Below are 17,799 nucleotides of genomic sequence, written 5' to 3'. Positions count from 1 at the left end.
ATATTGGTTGGAATATGTTACTTAATGATTCTCAATGCAACTAATATACAACATAATTCATATCATATTAATTTGCGGGGTTGCTCCTTGGCTTATTGGCGCCGGGCATTCCATGTGTTTATCTAATTTTCACCATGCCGTCATGGCTGGATTTTCAATGATTGTATTTTCATTTCCAGTAACATTTATATTGGCTGTAATTGGCTGGGTAATCTTGCGTATTTTCTCTAGTGAAATAAATCAACTGGTAGCTTGTTTTTTAGGACTGATTATCGGACTCGTTATGGGCGCTATGCTGGACCGTATCTTATGCGATGAACATCATTATTTTTTTATATTGTCAGGAGCGGTTGGATTAATGGCAGGATATATTGAATTTTATCTATTTAAATTATATAATGATGAAATAGAGGAATAGTTCTATTACATTCGCCATCCAAATTAAGAGGTGTTGTGTGGATAAACAGAATATCCTTTCCATTAAATTAAGAAGCCGAAAGAAGAAACTACTGCCATCGAGGAATGTAGTTATTAACTACGTGGAACAGAAACGTCCGCGCCGACAGCTTCACTTATAATGCCAGAAGTGAACTCACTAGAGCCGCCTTGGGAACAGTCGCGTCAACATCGGCAATCGCAAGACGGCGCGGGAAATAGCGGAAGAACTCACTTACGTGGTCAACGAACTCAACCAGTACACCCGCATGGAAGAAAGTGGGGAAACGCCCTTTGTGCTGCAATATGACGCTTCAGGCAACCAAAAAACATTGATCAAGACTGCAACGGGCGTGTGGACAGCTGTGTACAACGCAGCCAACCGTGCGGTAAGCTTCACCAGCGAGGGCGACGCATAGTAGTGGAATGCGGGTACAACTCCATGGGACGCCGCTACATGAAGAAAGTCACCGTCAACGGGACGGTCGCCAGCCATGAACTCTACCTGTACCGTGGCTACCTGCAACTAGCGGTGTTGGACATGCTGGACAACTGGAACGTGCTTCGGACACTGTTGTGGGATCCCCTGGAACCGGTGGCTACGCGTCCCCTGGCCCTGGTGCAGGCCGCCTCTCTTTACTGCTATAACGGACTTCAACAAGAATGTGACGGAAGTTTTTGATGGGCAGGGAACGATCGCGGCAACTTACGACTACTCCCCCTATGGGATAGTTGGCAGCACAGGAAACCTCGTCCAGCCGGTGCAATGGTCCAGCGAAATGAACGATGGCAAATTGGCTCTGGGTCTATTACAACTACTGTTATTACAATCCTGCAGACGGCAGGTGAATTAACAGGCATCCGCTAAAGGAAGAGAATTTTTAGAAATATATTTGAAAAAGACTGTCCGGTAAAAGTCGTTTTTGCTGTAGCAGGATTCTATCTGTTTGTTACTGTACGGCAGGGGCTTTCTGAGCTTCCGGTACGGGCAGGGGCGTTCTCTGGATGGTGACGGGCGTTCCTACGCTGGTTTGCTTGTAGAGAATTTCCGCAACGTTCCGCGGCAGGCGCACGCAGCCATGGGAGATGGGGTGGCGCCGTACCTTCCCCACATGCAGCCCCAGGCCCGCATTGGTAAGCCGCTGCCAGTAGGGCATGGGGGAACCGTCAAAGCGGCCTCCCTCCGGAACGGGGTCCGTGGATTCGGCGTTATAGTTGATGCATTTGCCTTCCGCATCATACATCTTGCCGTAAAGGTTGGAGGCGTGGTCTTCCTTTTTGGAGATGACGGTGTAGTCTCCCGTTTTGGTCGGGTAGGCCTTGACGCCGGAGGAGAGGGGAAAGTCCATGGCGATCAGGCCGTCCACCAGGTACTGGCCCCGCTGCTCGTCCAGGCAGACGAAGATTTTACGGGATTTCTTCGGCTTGCGGTTCAGCAGGGTATCATCCTTGTAGACGTCATACGTTTTCCGGTAGTCCTTGCGGGCTACAAAGTGGGCATACGTGGAGGGATGGAACGGGTTTTTATACTCCGGGACGGATTTGTCCACAGCGCGCGGATCCGGCAGGGCCGTATGGCCCTTGCCGGAGTGGGTGCAGGACGTCCACCCCATGAGAACCACGGGGAGGACGGCCAGAAGAAAGAGATGCTTCATAAGCGGTGAAACCGGGAAGGGCCCCCCGGATTACTTGGAACGCGGAATCGTGAGCTTCTGGTTGATGTGAATCATGTCGGACTTGAGGCCGTTGGCTCTCTTCAGCGCCTTGACGGAGGTGCCGTTCCTGCGGGCGATGGCTCCCAGCGTATCGCCCTTTTTCACGGTGTAGGTGCGTGCCTTGGGAGCGGGCTTGCGCGTGGTGCTCTTTCTGGCGCTCGTGCTGCGGGAGGATTTGCTGCTGGCCGTGGTTTTCCGCGTGGGGGATTTCTTGCTGACGGAAGGCTTGGCGGGCGGATTATAGGCGTAACTGGAAGAGCTGGAGGAGCTCTTCACCGGGCTGTAATGGCCGGATTCATAAGCGGGATCAGAGCTTTCCGCAATCCACGGCGGGATTTCGCCGCTGGCCGGTTCCGCAGTGTCATAGCCGGCCGTGGAGGAATTCTGGGTGGAGCAGGAAGAGAAGGGGAGCACCAGCGCGGCAGCGCAGGCGCAGGTAAAAATGAATGGCGCTTTCATGTGTGCCCTGTTCATACTAATTTATGATTTCGGTTTCAAGGCGCTAGCGCGGATTGCCGGGATTTTTTTTCAGCCCTTGTCCAGATTATAAAAGGTTTCCGCATTTTGCGTCGTTGCGCGGGCCAGCTCATCCAGTTCCATGCCTCTGGAAGCGGCGATGAAACGGGCCGTATGGATGAGGTGGGCGGGTTCGTTCATGCGGCCCCGGAGGGGTTCCGGGCTGAGGTAGGGGGAGTCCGTTTCCAGCATGATGCGGTCTTCCGGGCACCAGCGCGCGGTTTCCGCCACCACGGGGGCGTTTTTAAAGGTGGCCACCCCGGTGAAGGAGACCATGCCGTCCAGTTCGTCAAAAATTCGAGCGGCCTGGGCCGTGTCTCCGATGAAGCAGTGGAACACGGGGCGCACGCGGCCCGCGTGATTCCGGGCAATCGCCAGGGCGTCTTCAAAGCTTCTGGACCCTTTCCGGTCCCGCGTGTGCAGGACAATGTTGAGGCCCAGGCGCGCCGCCAGGTCAAAGTGCTGTTCCAGCAGGTTCTGCTGAAGGCGTCGGAAGCTGTCAGGCTCCCAGCCCCGGGGGGCTCCGTGGAAGTAGTCCAGCCCCGTTTCCCCGATGGCGGCCAGGGGGATATCCTGCGCCATGCGGGAAAGACGGTCCGCCCAGCCCTCCGGCGCTTCATGGGCGTCGTCCGGATGGATGCCCAGCGCGCAAAAGACCACGCCCGGGAACTGGCGCGCCCACGCCGTGTTCGCCTCCCAGTCATCCGGGCGGGCTCCCAGCGTAATCATGCGGTCGATGTCTTCCCGGAGGGCATGCTCCACATAGGCTTCCCGGCGGGACTGGTCGAATTGCGCGGAAGCCAGATGGCAGTGCGTGTCAATAATCATGGCGTAAAAACCCTGGCAGGGCAGGGGAAGTCTGTGGATATTTCCCGGTTTTGAAAAGTGCAAACACAGGGCATGCCTGATTTTTCCTTGCCACGCGGAAGTGAAACGCACAAACTGCCGCGCATGAAATGTACGGCTTTGTGCATGTGCGCCGGCCTGTTGTCGGCGGTTTCCCTTCAGGCAGGAACCCAGCAGATAGAAGCGCCGCAGGAGGGCCCTGTCATCAGTTTCCATCTGGAAAACGACATGTTCGTGGGAGATGACGATAATTATACCAACGGCGTCCGCTTTGCCTGGATGTCCGGCACCACATCCCGGAGCCACTCCTTTTCCGGCATGCTGGGAACAGTGCTGGGGGGCACGAACGCTTCCGCTTCCTGGCGGCGGTTCATGGGCATGAACGGTTCCCCCAACCTCCGCCAGCAGTGGGGGCTGGACCTGACCCAGCTCATGTACACTCCGGAGCAGAAGGCTACCTACCCCATTTATAACCAGCATCCCTACGTGGGCAACCTGACGCTGGGCCTGACCTCCCTGGTCAAGAATGAAGACAGGGCCAATTCCCTGGAGCTGCAATTGGGCACCACGGGCACGAATTCCCTGGCGAAAGGCTCCCAGCATTTCATTCATAAGCTGTGGGGCATGGAACAATGGCCCGGCTGGTCCAACCAGCTCCCCGGGGAAATGACGGCCAATCTGTTTTTCAAGCGCTACTACCGCCTGCGCGGCCTGGAAAAGCGCTACAGTTCCGGCTTTGAAACGGACGCCCTGGCGTACTGGCACGCGGATGCCGGCACGGTGAAGGTGCAGGCGGGCGGCGGCATGTCCTTCCGCTTTGGCTATAATCTGGGCAATACTTCCCCTGAAAACAGCATCCGCGGGGCCACCAGCGCCGCGCCGCCCTTCGTTTACAACAGGACGAACGTCGCCAACTGGGGGTATTACGGCTATCTTCACGCCGCCGTGCGCGCCGTGGCCCATGACCTGTACCTGGACGGCACGGTGTTCCGCTCCTCTCCGGAGTACGTGAACAAGTATCCCGTGGTGGGGGAATGGGGTTACGGCTTCGGCCTCCGGTACAAGCGCACGGAACTGCTGTTCGGCCTGCACTACATCACCAAGGAGTACACGCAGCAGGAATCCATGCAGTGCGTGGGCGTCCTCCAGTTAAAGCATACTTTTTAACGGCTGCGTTCTTCGCAGGCGGTTCATAAACGCAACGGCAGCTTGCAAAGGTGAAGTTTGCTGTTAGAATTAGAATTGCGGATTCGTATGTAACAGGACAATCCGTTTTTGCATACCAACGTTGACACATACTTACTTCATGAGAACGACCAGATCCTGGCTTTTATCCTGTACCGCGCTGGCGGTAGGCTCCGCCATGTGCGGCCTGGGAGCCCCGGGCGATTCCTCCCCCGCGCCCGCCCCCACAGGGCTGGAATGGGAACAGGAACAGAACCTGCATTTGAACAAGGAGGCCCCCACGGCCTTTTTTGCGTCTTTCAGCGATTTGCAGTCCGCCCTGAAAGTGCTGCCTGAAAACAGCAAGTGGCGCAAGTCCCTGAACGGCCAGTGGAAGTTCCACTGGGCCAAGGATCCCCAGAGCCGCCCGGCCGATTTTTACAAGCCGGATTACGACGTGAAGGACTGGAAGGAAATCAAGGTGCCCGCCTCCTGGCAGACGCAGGGCTACGGCACCCCCATTTATTCCAACCAGCCGTACCCCTTTGAACGCTCCTGGCCCTATGTGATGAAGGAGCCCTCCAACAAGAATTACACGTCCTACAAGGAACGGAATCCCGTAGGCTCCTACCGCCGCACGTTTGAAGTGCCCGCGGACTGGGACGGCAGGGAGGTGTACATGCAGTTTGACGGCGTGGATTCCTTCTTCTACCTCTGGATCAACGGGCAGTACGTGGGCTTTTCCAAGGATTCCCGCAATCCGGCCCGCTTTGACATCAGCCCCTACCTCAAGAAGGGGGAGAACGTGGTGGCCGCGGAGGTGTACCGCCATTCCGACGGCGCGTACCTGGAATGCCAGGACATGTTCCGCCTGTCCGGCATTTTCCGCAACGTCTCCATTTTTGCGGTGCCCAAGGTCCACATCCGCGACTTTTTCGCGCAGACCAACCCGGTGGACCAGCGGGACTGGGCCCTGAACATTGATCATGCCAAGCCCGGCACCATGAACGGGGACTGGCGCCTCCAGGTGGACGTGGACGTGCGCAACCTGTTCCCGGCGACCGAGAAGCTGGAAGGGTGTACCGTATCCATGGCCCTGTATGACGCTTCCGGCAAGCTGGTGGAGCCCGTCAAGCCCAAGGACGCCCCGTATGACGGCGTGCTGGAAAAGCCCCTGCGCATCACCGGCATGAAGGATTTCAAAACTTCCCTGCTGGGCATTTACGCCAAGCCCAAACTGTGGTCCGCGGAGGACCCCAACCTGTACACGCTGGTGCTGACGCTGAAGCGTGACGGCAAGACGGAGGAGATGGTTTCCTCCCGCGTGGGCTTCCGCAACGTGGTGATTAAGGACAGCGTGTTCCTGGTGAACGGCCAGCCGGTCAAGGTGAAGGGCGTGAACCGCCATGAAAGCCACCCGGAAACCGGGCACTACGTGACTCCGGAACAGATGGAGGAGGAAGTGCAGATGATGAAACGCGCCAATATCAACCATGTGCGCTGCTCCCATTATCCCGCGGACCCCTATTTCTACTACCTCTGCGACAAGTACGGCATTTACGTGCAGGATGAGGCCAACATCGAGTCCCACGGCTACTATTACGGCAAGGAGTCCCTTTCCCACCCCATCGAATGGATGCCGGCCCACGTGGACCGCATCATGGCGATGGTGGAGCGCAACAAGAACCACCCCAGCGTGATCATGTGGTCCCTGGGGAATGAGGCAGGGCCCGGCCAGAATTTCCGCAGCGCGGAAAAGATCGTGAAGGCCAGGGACATGTCCCGCCCCACCCACTATGAGCGCAACAACGACATCGTGGACCTGGGTTCCAACCAGTACCCCTCCGTGGACTGGACGCGCTCCATGGCGGCCAACAAGAACTTCCCGAAGCCCTACTACATTTCAGAGTACGCGCACAACATGATGAACGCCATGGGCAACCTGGCGGACTACTGGGAGGCTATTGAATCTTCCGACCGCATCATGGGCGGCGCCATCTGGGACTGGGTGGACCAGGGCCTGTACAAGACCCTGCCGAACGGGGAGAGGATGCTCGCCTACGGCGGCGACTTCAACGACCATCCCAACAGCGGCCAGTTCGTATTCAACGGCACCATCCTGGCGGACCGCACGCCGGAACCGGGCTACTTTGAAGTGAAGCACGTTTATCAGAATATCTCCACGTCCCTGACGGACGACGGCAGGATTTCCATCTTCAACAAGAACTTCTTTACGGACCTGTCTCCGTACGACATCACCTGGACTCTGACGGAGAACGGGAATGTGGTGGCGGAAGGCAAGCTGGATACGCCGCCGGCCGGACCCGGGAAAAGATCGTGGTGCCCGTACCGGACATTCCGCAGCTGAAAAACCGTAAGCCGGGAGCGGAATACGCCCTGCGCATAGGCTACAAGCTGAAGAAGGACAAGGACTGGGCCAAGAAGGGCTATGAACTGGCCTTTGACCAGCTCCAACTTCCCGTGCAGGGAGACCTGCCCATGTTCAAGGCTCCTGCCGGCAAGGTAACCCTCAGCGCGGACAAGCACACCGTGTCCGGCAAGGATTTCTCCGTTCAGTTTGACGCGGCCACCGGGGAACTGGCCCAGTTCACCGTGAACGGCAAGCCCCTGTTCAAGACGCCCATGGCGGTGAACGCCCTGCGCGCCGCTTCCAGCAATGAGCCGGGCGTCATGGCCAAGAGCATGGCCAACGGCCTCCGTGAGCTGAAGCATGAACTGCTCAGTTATGAAGCCGTGGACAACGGCAGCAGCGTCACCGTCAAGCAGTCCGTCAAGGTAAACGGCAAGCAGACTGAAAACATCAGCGGCTATGGAGACACCAAGACCTCCATCACGCCCAAAAAGCAGCCCCTGAATGACACGAACACCCATTTCATCAACAATCTGGAATGGACTATCTACCCGGATGGAACCGTCGTCTGCCAGTCCGTGCTGCTGCCGCGCGGCAATCCCCTGGAGCTGCTGCGCCTGGGGTATGAACTCCAGTTGCCGGCGAACATGGGCAACGTGACCTACTACGGCCGTGGGCCGGAGGAAAACTATGCGGACCGCAAGAGCGGCATGCCTCTGGGCGTGTACAAGACGACGGCCCGGGATTCCTTCTTCCCGTACGGCAGGCCGCAGGACTGCGGCAACCATGAAGACACCCGCTGGGTGGCCGTCACAGATGACAAGGGGCAGGGCCTGCTCTTCGGTTCCGTGGGCGCTCCGTTTGCCTTCTCAGCCATTCCCTACACCACGACGGACCTGATTCTGGCCAACCACCCCGTGGAGCTGCCCAAGACGACGGACAAAACCGTGCTGGTCCTCTCCTCCGCCACGCGCGGCCTGGGGGGCGCCTCCTGCGGCCCCGGCCCCATGAGCAGGGACATCATCAAGGCCAACAAGCCCTACCCGCTGTCCTTCTTCATGCGTCCCGTCACCTCCAAGTCCTACAAGGGTGAAATCCGCGTGCCCGCGGCCCAGCTGGACATGACCATGCTGACCCGTACGGACAAGTACACGGTCAAGAGCGTGACCAGCCAGGAGCAGGGCGAGGCGGATGCCGAGTTCGCCATTGACGGGGACCCCGGCACCTTCTGGCACTCCGAGTACAACAAGACCGTGACCAAGCACCCGCACGTGCTGGCCGTGGACCTGGGCAAGGAGCGGGAGTTCTCCGGCATTACCTACCTGCCCCGCCAGGACGGAAGCGGTAACGGCCGCGTGAAGGATTATTCCGTGGAAGTGAGCACGGACGGTGAAAAATGGCAGCCTGCCGCCAAGGGCGCCTTCCCGGACAGCGCGGATCTTCAGGAAGTGAAGTTCCAGGCGCCCGTCAAGGCGCGCTATTTCCGCTTCTCCGCCCTCAGTGAGACGCAGGGACGGGATTACGCCGCCGTAGCGGAGCTGGATATCATTCCCGTTAAAAAGTAACTCCTGCGGTTTCCACCGCTTGAACAGACGCCCCGCCGCTCTTCGGAGTGCGCGGGGCGTTTTATTTGCCGCAATGCCGTTTGGAGCCTGGTTGGAGCGCCGCAAGCCCTTGCGCCAACTAAAGATGAACCTGGGCGCCAGCGGGCGCGTTTTCTGAAAACCAGTGCGGCTGCCAGCCGCATGATGAATCGGTTGCCGCAGAGGCTCGCGGTGCTCCTCCGGCGGAGGGATGTGATGAAGGAGGGCCTGGAGTGCGGCTGCCGTCTGCCTGCAAAAAAGCCTCCGCACAGGCATTCCCGTGCGGAGGCTTTAACAGTGGGAAAAGCTCTTTTAGCGCCGTCTGCGCATCATCAGCGCCGCCAGGCCGAGGAGGCTCAGCGTAGCGGTGGCGGGTTCGGGAACCAGATTGAAGTTGTCGTTAAAGAGAGGGATGGCATACCACTCATAACCCTCGGTAATGGCATCCGCCTGCGACCCGAAGAAAAACGTCATGTCGTTTCCCACCACTCCCGGGTACTTGGCCAGTTCGCCCGTATCCACGTTCCGGAACGTAAACATGGAGAATTCGCCGGGAGAATCGTCGTTGTTGACCAGGAGGACAATGGGCTTTCCTTCCAGACCGGAGGCCAGCGTGCCGGAAAGTGAAAACTGGCCGCCATTGGTGATGGCGCCGGGATATTCCGGAGAAACGGCGGAAAGGCTGGTGGTGAAGCTTTGCCTGATTTCCGCCATTTGGCTGTAGCTCAACTGGCCTGCGGGCGTGCTGTTTTTGGACCATTCAATCTTGCCGTCAACCAGGTCGAAAGACCAGGTACTGTCTTGAAGGTATCCGAGCATGGCGGAGCCGTTTTGCAGGGAATGGCCGGAAGCGTCAAGAATGGACGTAATAGGGGCAGTCCCATATTCGTCTTCATTGTAAACGGTGAGCGTCGTGGCAGAGGCTGCTCCCGCGATCATCAGTCCGGCGGCTGCGTACAGCAGGAAGGAATGTTTCATCATGGTATCACTACTTGTTAAGTTGTTATTGAGGAGTAGGTAATGTATTGGTCTGGACAGTTGTGTAAGCGGGAAGCCTGGTGACGGAAAGGATGTTCAGGATGCCTTCCACCGCCGTGGAGGATACGTTTTCACCCGTGTCCCTGTTTTTCCACTGTCCGGAGGAAGAATCATAATAACAGGGCTCCAGAGGGCCGCCGGGTGTGAGAGGCACGTAAACCACGTCACTGGAAGGATCGGGCAGGGCGGTGTGGAGGGAGGTGCTGAGAAGCGTCTGGGGAACAGGCAGCCCCGTATGAAGGAGCGTGCTTTCCTGGGAGAGCTGGAGCCTCTGGTGCTTCTGCGCCACTTCCCCGATAACGAAGGCCTGCACGCCATTGCCGGCTTTCCGGACGATTTTAAGGGGTTCATGATTGAAGACGGGGAGAAGGCCCATGTCGTCCCGGGAACCGCGGCGCATCCATTTGTTTTCCGTAGCGGAGTGGTAAACCGGAATCTGGATGGAGGGGGAGGTGGAGATATAAACGGCATCCGCCGTGCCGGAAGTGCCGCTTTTCAGGCTGAACGTATTGTCGCCTCCCAGAACATCGTTCAGGGTGCGCGCCTTGCGCAGCACGTAGGAAACCGGCTTGCTGTTTTTAATCAGGTCCGCTGCGCTTTTGTCATCCACCGTTATTTTATTCGCCGTCCAGGAAGGGGCGGGCTTTTTCCACGCGTCCCTGTTGAGGGGAAGGGCCATCGCCTCGTCTCCGAAAATGAGTTCCAGAACATAGGCGGAATCCGTCTCCATCAGGTCGGTAAAATTGACGTCCGGATCCGTGATGGTGATTTTGCTGCCGGAAACGGTGATGTTGTTTTCCTCAAGCGTATGCTGCATCAGGGCTTCCGGATGCACTCCCAGGCCCAGATAGCCCGTTGTTTTGGCATTCAGATCCGTCTGGATGTAGCCGCAGGGCGTGCTGTACGCTGTTTCCGCATGCAGGGAGGCGGCTGTTGCCGACAACAACACGCATGTGAAGAGGGCCGCTGGCAGACAATATACCGGATTCATAAACATTAAATCATTAAGAGGAAAGGGCATGGTTTGTCAATTAAGAAAGGAAAAAACGTTCCGATTTTTTAATTTTATTTGTTAGACGGTCTTTTGCGAACGCAGAAAAACAAGGGGATTCCTGCGGTTGGCCGCGGACACGGCAAGAGCGGAATTTACCGGGTTCAAGTGCGTTTCCGGCATTTTCCGCTTTTAGTGCGGAGTGCAGTCCATCCGGAAAAAATGGCGGCATGGCATCCGGTTCCTTCTCCAATATCGGAAAAGGATGGGCTGAGGGAAAAAGGCTTTTTTCCCCTTGCCGGAAGATTCCCGGTGCCGCGTGCTTGTTTTGCCCTTAAAGCGGGCTTTCCCCTTCACGGGAAATTTTCAGGCGCAGGAATCTCCGCCGGGGACTTTCCGCGTTCATGGGCACGGCATCCCGGAAAGTGGCGGAGCTTTTGCCTTCCGTTTTCACTTCCGCCGTCTCCGTCCAGGTCTGGAGGTCTTCCGAGGCTTCCACTGCGTGCCTGATTCCGGTGGCTTCCGGGTTGACGGGCCAGCCCAGTACCAGGCAGGCGTCTCCGCCCGCTTCCTCCGCGGTGACCTGCACGACGCTACCGCAGGGTTTGAGGGGATCCAATCCTGTGGCGTATTTCAACAGGTTGGGGATGCCGTCCCCGGCCGGGGAATCATTGGGGCCTGTCTGGTCCGTGTCCGGGTCCCGGGAGGTGATTTCATCCTCCTTCCATTCATTCCACGTGCGTTTCTGCCCCCGCTGAGTCACGGTGGCGGAGCGGACGGTTCCAAAGGAGGAAAGGAAAGCTGCGCCGTACGGGAGCCTTCCGTGGCATTGGCCTCTGCGGCAATGGATACGGTACCATTGCCTGTATCCGCTCCCTGCATGCCGGTGATGTTTATCCAGTCCCCCGTTTTGGAGACATTCCAGGCGGCGTCGCAGGTGACGGAGAAGACCGCCGTTCCCCCGTTTTTGGGAAGCACCAGCGCAGCGGGGGAAACCGCCAGCGCAGGGGCCCTGCCGGACTGGATGACAGTGACGGAGACCGGCTGGACGCCAGGAACGGCAACCGTGATGGTTCCGGTGCGTTCGCCCGCGCCTTCCCAGCGGTCCACGCTGTAGGTGACGGAGCCGTTTCCGGAGCCGGAAGAGGGAGAGACGGTGATCCAGCCAGCGGAAGAGGACGCCGTCCAGGAATCGTCGCTGGAGACGGTGAACGTGGCTGCCGTCATGCCTTCCGGTCCCACGCGGACGGGCGCCCCGGCGGCGGGAACGTCCAGGGAAGGAAGGAATTCATCATACGGAATGCGCAGGAAGAAGATGTTTTCGTCCCCGTTGAGCCCTTCATACAGCACGCCGATGTGGCCGTCTCCCGTTTCACAGATGTCGGAATAGCCGCAGCAGGGGCGGGAATCGTAAAGAACCTGGCGGCTGGAGGGCCATGTGGCGCCTTCGTCAAAGGAGGCTTTGAGGGTCATTCGGGCGCGGGGGGCGGAAGTTTTATCAGGGTTGGAGAAAAGGAGGGCCCTGCTGATGTTCGCGGAGTTTTCCACGGCGAGCTGGCTGGCCTGGCAGGCGGCGGGCTCCGGCAGGGCTTTCAGGTTGGTGGCATGAGCCGTCCACGTCTTCCCCATGTCGTCCGTCGTGAAGACCTTACGGTACCCGCTCCTGCTTTCATTGCGGGCGTTGAGCATCAGGCGCCCGTCGCTGAGCTCCGTGACTGCGCATTCGCTGGAGCCGGCTCCGATGCCGGGCGTGCCGGATTTGCCGGTGTCCTCGCTGATCCAGGTCTGGCCGCGGTCCAGAGAATAAATGATGCAGGACTGGGGTGTTCCCGCGCCGCTGGCGCCCGTCCATATCTGGGAAGGAAAGACAATGGGGCGCACGCCGTTGACCGTCTTCTTCATCGTAATGCCGTGGCCCGGACCCTGGAAAAAGGATTTCCAGGCCCTGTTCTTGATGTCCTTGTTGATGCTCCGGGGTTTCATTTTTACGAACTCCCCCGTGCCGGGGTCCGCGGAACCCCATGTCCGGCCGTTGTCCGTGCTGTACGCTACCACATACTGGGCGGTTTCCAGGCTTTCCACGTCCACGTTGGCCTTGGAGGAGGCCAGCCCGTGCCTGGCGATGCCTGCCACCCACAGGGTACCGTTGACTTCATCCAGAAGGATGCAGGGGTCGCTGACGCCGTAGCCGGAATGGTAGTCGTTGGCGGAATCGCCCGTGGGGTTGAAGTTGACGGCCACGTTGACGGGCGTCCAGGTGCGTCCGTTGTCCGTGGAACGGCTGCATCCCGTATCGATGTTGGCCTGCATGTCGTTCCGGCCGTCGTAGCGGATGTCGAAAACGGAGACCAGATCCCCGTTTCTGGCGCGCACGATGCCCGGAATGCGGAATTTCCTGGAGGCCTTTCCTTCCAAGGGGCCTCCGTAAACCGGATCGTTCGCCTTGGCGACGGCATAGCCTATCCGCTGCCTGGCCGTCACTCCATCGGCAACATCAGTCGTTTGCCCGTCCACGGTGACGGAGGTGATTCTGGCGCCCACCTTGTGGTCCATGCTGGCGGAGTTCTTGAGCTTGACGCTGACCCAGAAGTAGTATTGCCGTCCGTTCGTGAGAACCCCGGAGTGACGGGGAACGTCATGACGGGAGCCGGCGGCTGGGCCGGGCTGGCAAGGACGCCCGTGGTGCTCATGGCGCCGTGGCCGCTGCTGCCGTAGGCGGGCGCGGAATAGATGCCGTCCGCGTCACCGGTGTAAAGGGAAACGCTTTCAATGTCACCCAGGTCGTCGGACGGGCTCATGTCCACCGTGACGGCCATGCCGTCATACGCAGCGGGGAGTTCCGTCAGGGAAAAGCGGAGGATGCCGTTGGCCTCCATGCGGATCATGGCCGGCCATGCTTCCGCGGTGCTGGAGAGGGGGTTGAATTCGGAAAAGACCAGATCGTCGAAAAGAACGCCCTTATTGGCGGGGGCCTCGCAGCGGAAGATGAGGCGCGCGGTGCCGGAAGGGATGGCGCCCCTCACCTGCTGGGTCATGGGATTGCTGCCCGTTTTCAGGGAGGAGCCGTCCGCGACCAGTGTTTCATTCCCTTCCCCGTCTGCGGCGTGGATGGTGAAGGAAAAGGGGCTGTCGGACGTCCAGCGTTCCCCGGTCAGGGCAAGCGTCTTTTTGACGGCGAGGGGAGCGGGCAGCGTCAGCGTGGCCGTGCTTTTCGTCCCGGTGCCCAGGCCGATGAGCCGCATGCAGTTGGGCTGGGAGGAACAGCGGTTGCTGGCGATGGCGGCATGCCCGCTTTCCGCCGTCATGGTCCCCAGAGCGGTTTCCAGGGAGGTGAAGCTGCCCGTCGGAAAGGAGTCGAAGTTTTCAGAAGCGGCTTCCTCCGCTCCCCGCGCCAGGGCGGTTCCCAGGAGCAGGAGAAACAGGACTGCGGAAGAGGCGACGGTGCGGAGAATAGTCTGGAAGGCGTTCATTGTGAAAAGGAAAGAGGAAAATTTAAAAATGCTTGATAACGAAAAGAGGGAAGAATGGAAACAAAAATGGGGAAGGGGGGTGGAATTTAATAAAATTTTAACGTTTTTTCTGGTCTGTTTTATTTGCACCTTGAACGGTCTTCTATTAGGTTAATTCTAACATTCAAGCCGGATACCATTACGGTTCCCTTTTTTCATGTTTTCAGAAACGCATTCGGACAGCCAGCGGGCAGACAGGATTCTGGCCTCCATCCGGAGGGAGGAATCCCGCCCCGGCCGCGGCCTGCTGAAAATCTTCTTCGGCATGGCGCCGGGAGTGGGCAAGACGTACGCCATGCTGGAGGCCGCCATCCAGGCGGCGGGCAAGGGCGTGCAGGTCATGATCGGCGTGGCGGAATCCCATGGCCGGGAGGATACGATGCGCCTTATCGGCAGGCTGCCGCGCCTTCCCATGAAGAAAATGGCTTACCGGGGCGTGCAGATGGAGGAGTTCGACCTGGAGGAGGCGCTGCGCGTGAAGCCCCAGCTCATTCTGGTGGACGAGCTGGCGCATACGAACGTTCCCGGAATGCGTCACAGGAAGCGCTACCAGGATGTGGAGGATTTGCTGGCCGCAGGGATAGACGTTTACACCACGCTGAACGTGCAGCATCTGGAAAGCCGTTCCGATACCGTTCATGACATTACCGCCGCTCCCGTACAGGAAACCGTGCCGGATTCCGTGCTGGCGGAGGCGGACTGCATCCAGTTGGTGGACATCACGCCGGAGCAGTTGCGGACGCGTCTTCAGGAAGGGAAGGTATACAGCGCTCCCCAGGCTTCCGCCGCGCTGAACCATTTTTTCAAGGAGTCCAACCTTACGGCCCTCCGGGAACTGGCCCTGCGCATCATGGCGGAGAAGGTGGACCATGAGCTGACGGAGGTGCGCACCATCTCCGGGGACCGCTCCATCTGGCGCAGCGGGGAACGGCTGATGGTAGCCGTGGGGCCCAGCCCGTTTTCCGCCCGGCTGGTGCGCTGGACGCGGCGCATGGCTTACGCCCTGAACGCTCCGTGGATTGCCCTTTCCGTGGATACGGGCGTGCCGCTGTCCCCCGAACAGCAGCAGCGGCTGGACGCCAACCTGGAGCTGGCGCGGCGGCTGGGTGCGGAAGTGATCGTGATGCCCGGTTCCGACCTGGCGGAGACGCTGCTCCGCATGGCCTTTTTGAGAAATGTCAGCCAGATTGTGGTGGGCAAGCCGCAGGAGGCTTACCTGTGGGGGCTGGTGCGGCCCATGTCCCTGGTGGACAAACTGGTAAAGGGGAGCGACCAGATTGACATTTACGTAGTTCCCGCCGCTCCCGGTCCGGTCCGGAACCGGTGGAAGAGCTGGCACCGGGAAACGGAAAAATATGGCCGGGACTACTGGCTGGCCGCAGGCGTGACGGCGGCCGTTACGGGAATCGGCCTGTTGATTTCCGCGTTTACCGGTTATTTCGCTCCCGGCTTCCTGTATCTGGCGGGAGTAGTGGGCCTGGGCTTTTTCATCCGTTCCCGCTGGGCCATGCTGATGGCCGCTGCGCTGAGCGCCCTGCTGTGGAACCTGCTGTTCATTCCCCCGGTGATGACGTTCAAGATAGAACGGCTGGAGGATGCCCTGATGTGCCTTTTCTTCTTTCTGGTGGCTCTCTCCACGGGGCGGCTCACTTCCCGCCTGAGGGTCCGCGAGCAGGAGGAGCGGGAACGGGAAAAAAAGACGAATGCCCTGTTCCTGTATTCGCGGGCCATTGGGTCCGCCTCGGACGTGCCTTCCCTGATTTCCGTCGCCGCAGGGCAGATCAGCCAGATCATGGGGGTGCGCCTGGCGGTCATGACGCCGGAAGGCAGCGGCCGCAGGCTGAAGCTTTGGGAATCCGGGGGGCTTTTTCCATGGATGACAAGGAATGGAGCGTGGCTGCCTGGTGCCTGGAGCACCGCCGGCCCGCAGGCAGGTTTACGGATACGCTCCCGGTGGCGGAAGGGTTTTACCTCCCCATGATGTCCGGGGAACGCTGCATGGGCGTGCTGGGCGTGAGGCCGGAGGAAGGGGAGCGCCTTACGGCAGGGCAGAAGGATTTGCTGGAAAGCATGGGCGCGCAGCTGGCCATGGCGCTGGAACGTGAAGAACTGCGGGCGGAACGGGCGCGTACGCGGCTCATGGAGGAATCCGGAAAACTGCACCGCTCCCTGCTGGACAGCGTTTCCCATGAGTTCAAGACGCCTCTGGCCGTGATTGAGGGCGGCTGTGAGAAGCTGGCCGGGCGCGCCGCGTCCGCGCCGGAGGAACGGGAGGAGTATGGGGAAATCCTGCTGGCCGCACGCCGCCTGCGCCGCCTGGTGAAAAATTTGCTGGACGTGAGCCGCCTGGAATCCGGCGCTCTGAAGCCCAAACTGGACTGGTGCGACCTGGGGGATGTGATTGAAGGGGCTCTGGCCGCCACCAGGGAGGCGCGCCGGGACCATCCCGTGTCTGTCGCCCTGCCGCCGGATTATCCGCTGGTGAAGGCGGATTTCTCCCTGATGGAGCAGGTGCTGGTCAATCTGCTGCTGAATGCCTGCGTGCATACTCCTGCGGGAACCCCCATTACGCTGAAGGGCGGCGCCGATCCCGTGCGCGGCCAGGTCTGGCTGGATGTCCATGACCTGGGGCCGGGCATTCCCCCCGAACGGGCGGAAACCATTTTTGAGCGTTTCCGGACGACGCGGCCCGGCGGCCTGGGCCTGGGGCTTTCCATCGTGCGCGGTTTCATGGAGGCGCAGCGGGGAGCCGTTACCCTGGTTGCCGTTCCCGCCGGAACCTGTTTCCGTCTTGTCCTTCCCCTGGTGGAGCATGATCATGTTCCTGAAGAATAAACCTTCCTTCCCCGTGTTATGAGCGACCTTCCCGCAGATATCCTGGTTATTGATGACGAACGGCAGATACGCCGTCTCCTGAACCTGACGCTGACCGGCGCAGGCTACCATGTCCGCGAGTGTGAAAACGGGCAGCTCGGCCTGAGCGAGACCGCTCTGAAACGGCCGGACGCCATTATTCTGGACCTGGGCCTTCCGGACATCAACGGACTGGAAGTGCTCAAACAGCTCCGGGAATGGACGCAGGTTCCCATTCTGATCCTGACGGCCTGGGACAGGGAGGATGAGAAGGTGGACGCCCTGGACGCCGGGGCGGACGATTACCTGACCAAGCCGTTCAGCGGCCGGGAACTGCTGGCGCGCCTGCGCGTGATGCTGCGGCGCAACCGGCCGGACAGGGAGCCCTCCGTATTCCGGCTGGGATCCATCATTGTGGACCTGAGCTCCCGGCGCGTGGAGAAGGGGAAGGAGGAAATCCATCTGACCTCCAAGGAATACGGCATTCTGCGCCTTCTGCTGCTCCATCAGGGCAAGGTGATGACCCACCGCCAGCTTCTCCGTGAAATCTGGGGCCCCCAGCATGAGGAAGATACGCACTACCTGCGGGTGCACATCGCCCACCTGCGCCAGAAGCTGGGGGATTCCGATCCGGAAAACCGCATCATCCGCGCGGAATCCGGCCTGGGGTACAGAATTGTGGCGGACGGAGCTGAATAAATCTTTTTCCCATTTCCGCGGGCCGGGAAAGGCTGTGGCCTTCCACCCGTGGAAGCCGGGAAATATATTTTTTCATAAC

15 protein-coding genes and 2 pseudogenes are annotated in these 17,799 nt (G+C 59.4%); 10 read left to right on the top strand and 7 right to left on the bottom strand.

Features of this window, described 5'->3' with window-relative positions:
* Window positions 1–142 precede the first annotated feature (142 nt).
* The 3 genes from PVA48_RS05635 (at window position 143) to PVA48_RS05625 (ending at window position 1,117) form a co-directional block, all read left to right on the top strand.
* Entirely contained in the window at window positions 143–418 is a 276-nt protein-coding gene (locus tag PVA48_RS05635) for a hypothetical protein (RefSeq protein WP_146021135.1), read from the top strand.
* 256 nt (window positions 419–674) lie between these two features.
* Window positions 675–854 (top strand): hypothetical protein, encoded by a 180-nt coding sequence (locus PVA48_RS05630; RefSeq protein WP_249853103.1) that lies wholly within the window; start codon window positions 675–677, stop codon window positions 852–854.
* Window positions 855–877: 23 nt separating this feature from the next.
* Window positions 878–1,117 (top strand): hypothetical protein, encoded by a 240-nt coding sequence (locus PVA48_RS05625; protein WP_249853102.1) that lies wholly within the window; start codon window positions 878–880, stop codon window positions 1,115–1,117.
* Between the two features lie 268 nt (window positions 1,118–1,385).
* On the opposite strand, the gene PVA48_RS05620 is transcribed toward PVA48_RS05625, so the two are convergent.
* The 3 genes from PVA48_RS05620 to PVA48_RS05610 all read right to left on the bottom strand — a co-directional run bounded on the left by PVA48_RS05620 (window position 1,386) and on the right by PVA48_RS05610 (window position 3,494).
* Window positions 1,386–2,090, bottom strand: a complete 705-nt coding sequence (locus tag PVA48_RS05620) for a L,D-transpeptidase family protein (protein ID WP_146017812.1) — start codon at window positions 2,088–2,090, stop codon at window positions 1,386–1,388.
* 30 nt (window positions 2,091–2,120) lie between these two features.
* Complete coding sequence (locus PVA48_RS05615) at window positions 2,121–2,609, bottom strand: LysM peptidoglycan-binding domain-containing protein (RefSeq protein WP_022397927.1); 489 nt, start codon at window positions 2,607–2,609, stop codon at window positions 2,121–2,123.
* A 69-nt stretch (window positions 2,610–2,678) separates the two neighbouring features.
* A complete protein-coding gene (locus tag PVA48_RS05610) occupies window positions 2,679–3,494 on the bottom strand; it encodes a TatD family hydrolase (protein ID WP_180975202.1) in 816 nt (271 codons plus the stop codon).
* Window positions 3,495–3,617: 123 nt separating this feature from the next.
* Here PVA48_RS05610 and PVA48_RS05605 point away from each other — a divergent pair, with 123 nt between their 5' ends.
* The 4 genes and pseudogenes from PVA48_RS05605 to PVA48_RS05590 all read left to right on the top strand — a co-directional run bounded on the left by PVA48_RS05605 (window position 3,618) and on the right by PVA48_RS05590 (window position 8,612).
* Window positions 3,618–4,679, top strand: a complete 1,062-nt coding sequence (locus PVA48_RS05605) for a lipid A deacylase LpxR family protein (protein ID WP_180972864.1) — start codon at window positions 3,618–3,620, stop codon at window positions 4,677–4,679.
* 322 nt (window positions 4,680–5,001) lie between these two features.
* Window positions 5,002–6,000: pseudogene (locus PVA48_RS05600) on the top strand (glycoside hydrolase family 2 protein); the annotation flags it as partial.
* Window positions 5,986–7,097: pseudogene (locus PVA48_RS05595) on the top strand (glycoside hydrolase family 2 TIM barrel-domain containing protein); the annotation flags it as partial. The pseudogenes PVA48_RS05600 and PVA48_RS05595, both read left to right, overlap by 15 nt.
* Before the next feature lie 78 nt (window positions 7,098–7,175).
* Window positions 7,176–8,612: a discoidin domain-containing protein gene (locus PVA48_RS05590; RefSeq protein ID WP_423232497.1), complete on the top strand. Its 1,437-nt coding sequence runs from the start codon at window positions 7,176–7,178 to the stop codon at window positions 8,610–8,612.
* A gap of 330 nt (window positions 8,613–8,942) precedes the next feature.
* Here PVA48_RS05590 and PVA48_RS05585 read toward each other — a convergent pair whose 3' ends face one another.
* The 4 genes from PVA48_RS05585 to PVA48_RS05570 form a co-directional block, all read right to left on the bottom strand.
* Window positions 8,943–9,611, bottom strand: a complete 669-nt coding sequence (locus PVA48_RS05585; RefSeq protein ID WP_102721298.1) for a PEP-CTERM sorting domain-containing protein — start codon at window positions 9,609–9,611, stop codon at window positions 8,943–8,945.
* Window positions 9,612–9,633: 22 nt separating this feature from the next.
* Complete coding sequence (locus PVA48_RS05580) at window positions 9,634–10,617, bottom strand: hypothetical protein (protein WP_146019605.1); 984 nt, start codon at window positions 10,615–10,617, stop codon at window positions 9,634–9,636.
* Window positions 10,618–10,993: 376 nt separating this feature from the next.
* Window positions 10,994–11,422, bottom strand: coding sequence for a hypothetical protein (locus PVA48_RS05575; RefSeq protein ID WP_423232371.1), 429 nt, complete (start codon window positions 11,420–11,422; stop codon window positions 10,994–10,996).
* The gene (locus tag PVA48_RS05570; protein ID WP_423232496.1) at window positions 11,419–13,032 is read right to left on the bottom strand and encodes an exo-alpha-sialidase; all 1,614 of its coding nucleotides are present in this window, start codon (window positions 13,030–13,032) and stop codon (window positions 11,419–11,421) included. The genes PVA48_RS05575 and PVA48_RS05570 overlap by 4 nt, the downstream gene beginning before the upstream one ends.
* A gap of 1,293 nt (window positions 13,033–14,325) precedes the next feature.
* On the opposite strand from PVA48_RS05570, the gene PVA48_RS05565 reads away from it, so the two are divergent.
* From PVA48_RS05565 to PVA48_RS05555, 3 genes are read left to right on the top strand one after another with little or no spacing between them, the layout of a single operon-like run.
* Entirely contained in the window at window positions 14,326–16,149 is a 1,824-nt protein-coding gene (locus tag PVA48_RS05565; protein WP_423232370.1) for a DUF4118 domain-containing protein, read from the top strand.
* Window positions 16,041–17,003: a GAF domain-containing sensor histidine kinase gene (locus PVA48_RS05560; protein ID WP_423232369.1), complete on the top strand. Its 963-nt coding sequence runs from the start codon at window positions 16,041–16,043 to the stop codon at window positions 17,001–17,003. Before PVA48_RS05565 ends, PVA48_RS05560 begins: the two co-directional genes overlap by 109 nt.
* Before the next feature lie 18 nt (window positions 17,004–17,021).
* A complete protein-coding gene (locus tag PVA48_RS05555; RefSeq protein ID WP_022397916.1) occupies window positions 17,022–17,720 on the top strand; it encodes a response regulator in 699 nt (232 codons plus the stop codon).
* Window positions 17,721–17,799: the final 79 nt, after the last annotated feature.

The sequence above is a fragment of the Akkermansia sp. JRP_AM1 genome, from assembly GCF_049262625.1.
GTDB classification, from domain to species: domain Bacteria; phylum Verrucomicrobiota; class Verrucomicrobiia; order Verrucomicrobiales; family Akkermansiaceae; genus Akkermansia; species Akkermansia massiliensis.
Note: the sequence above shows the minus strand (reverse complement) of the source record. Positions and strands in the feature narration are given on the sequence as shown.

Bases quoted from the DNA above. Each gene is read 5' to 3' on its own strand.
- PVA48_RS05635 (WP_146021135.1), top strand. From the start codon at position 143: ATGGCTGGATTTTCAATGATTGTATTTTCATTTCCAGTAACATTTATA.
- PVA48_RS05625 (WP_249853102.1), top strand. From the start codon at position 878: ATGGGACGCCGCTACATGAAGAAAGTCACCGTCAACGGGACGGTCGCC.
- PVA48_RS05620 (WP_146017812.1), bottom strand. From the start codon at position 2,090: ATGAAGCATCTCTTTCTTCTGGCCGTCCTCCCCGTGGTTCTCATGGGG.
- PVA48_RS05615 (WP_022397927.1), bottom strand. From the start codon at position 2,609: ATGAAAGCGCCATTCATTTTTACCTGCGCCTGCGCTGCCGCGCTGGTG.
- PVA48_RS05610 (WP_180975202.1), bottom strand. From the start codon at position 3,494: ATGATTATTGACACGCACTGCCATCTGGCTTCCGCGCAATTCGACCAG.
- PVA48_RS05605 (WP_180972864.1), top strand. From the start codon at position 3,618: ATGAAATGTACGGCTTTGTGCATGTGCGCCGGCCTGTTGTCGGCGGTT.
- PVA48_RS05590 (WP_423232497.1), top strand. From the start codon at position 7,176: ATGTTCAAGGCTCCTGCCGGCAAGGTAACCCTCAGCGCGGACAAGCAC.
- PVA48_RS05585 (WP_102721298.1), bottom strand. From the start codon at position 9,611: ATGATGAAACATTCCTTCCTGCTGTACGCAGCCGCCGGACTGATGATC.
- PVA48_RS05565 (WP_423232370.1), top strand. From the start codon at position 14,326: ATGTTTTCAGAAACGCATTCGGACAGCCAGCGGGCAGACAGGATTCTG.
- PVA48_RS05560 (WP_423232369.1), top strand. From the start codon at position 16,041: ATGGATGACAAGGAATGGAGCGTGGCTGCCTGGTGCCTGGAGCACCGC.
- PVA48_RS05555 (WP_022397916.1), top strand. From the start codon at position 17,022: ATGAGCGACCTTCCCGCAGATATCCTGGTTATTGATGACGAACGGCAG.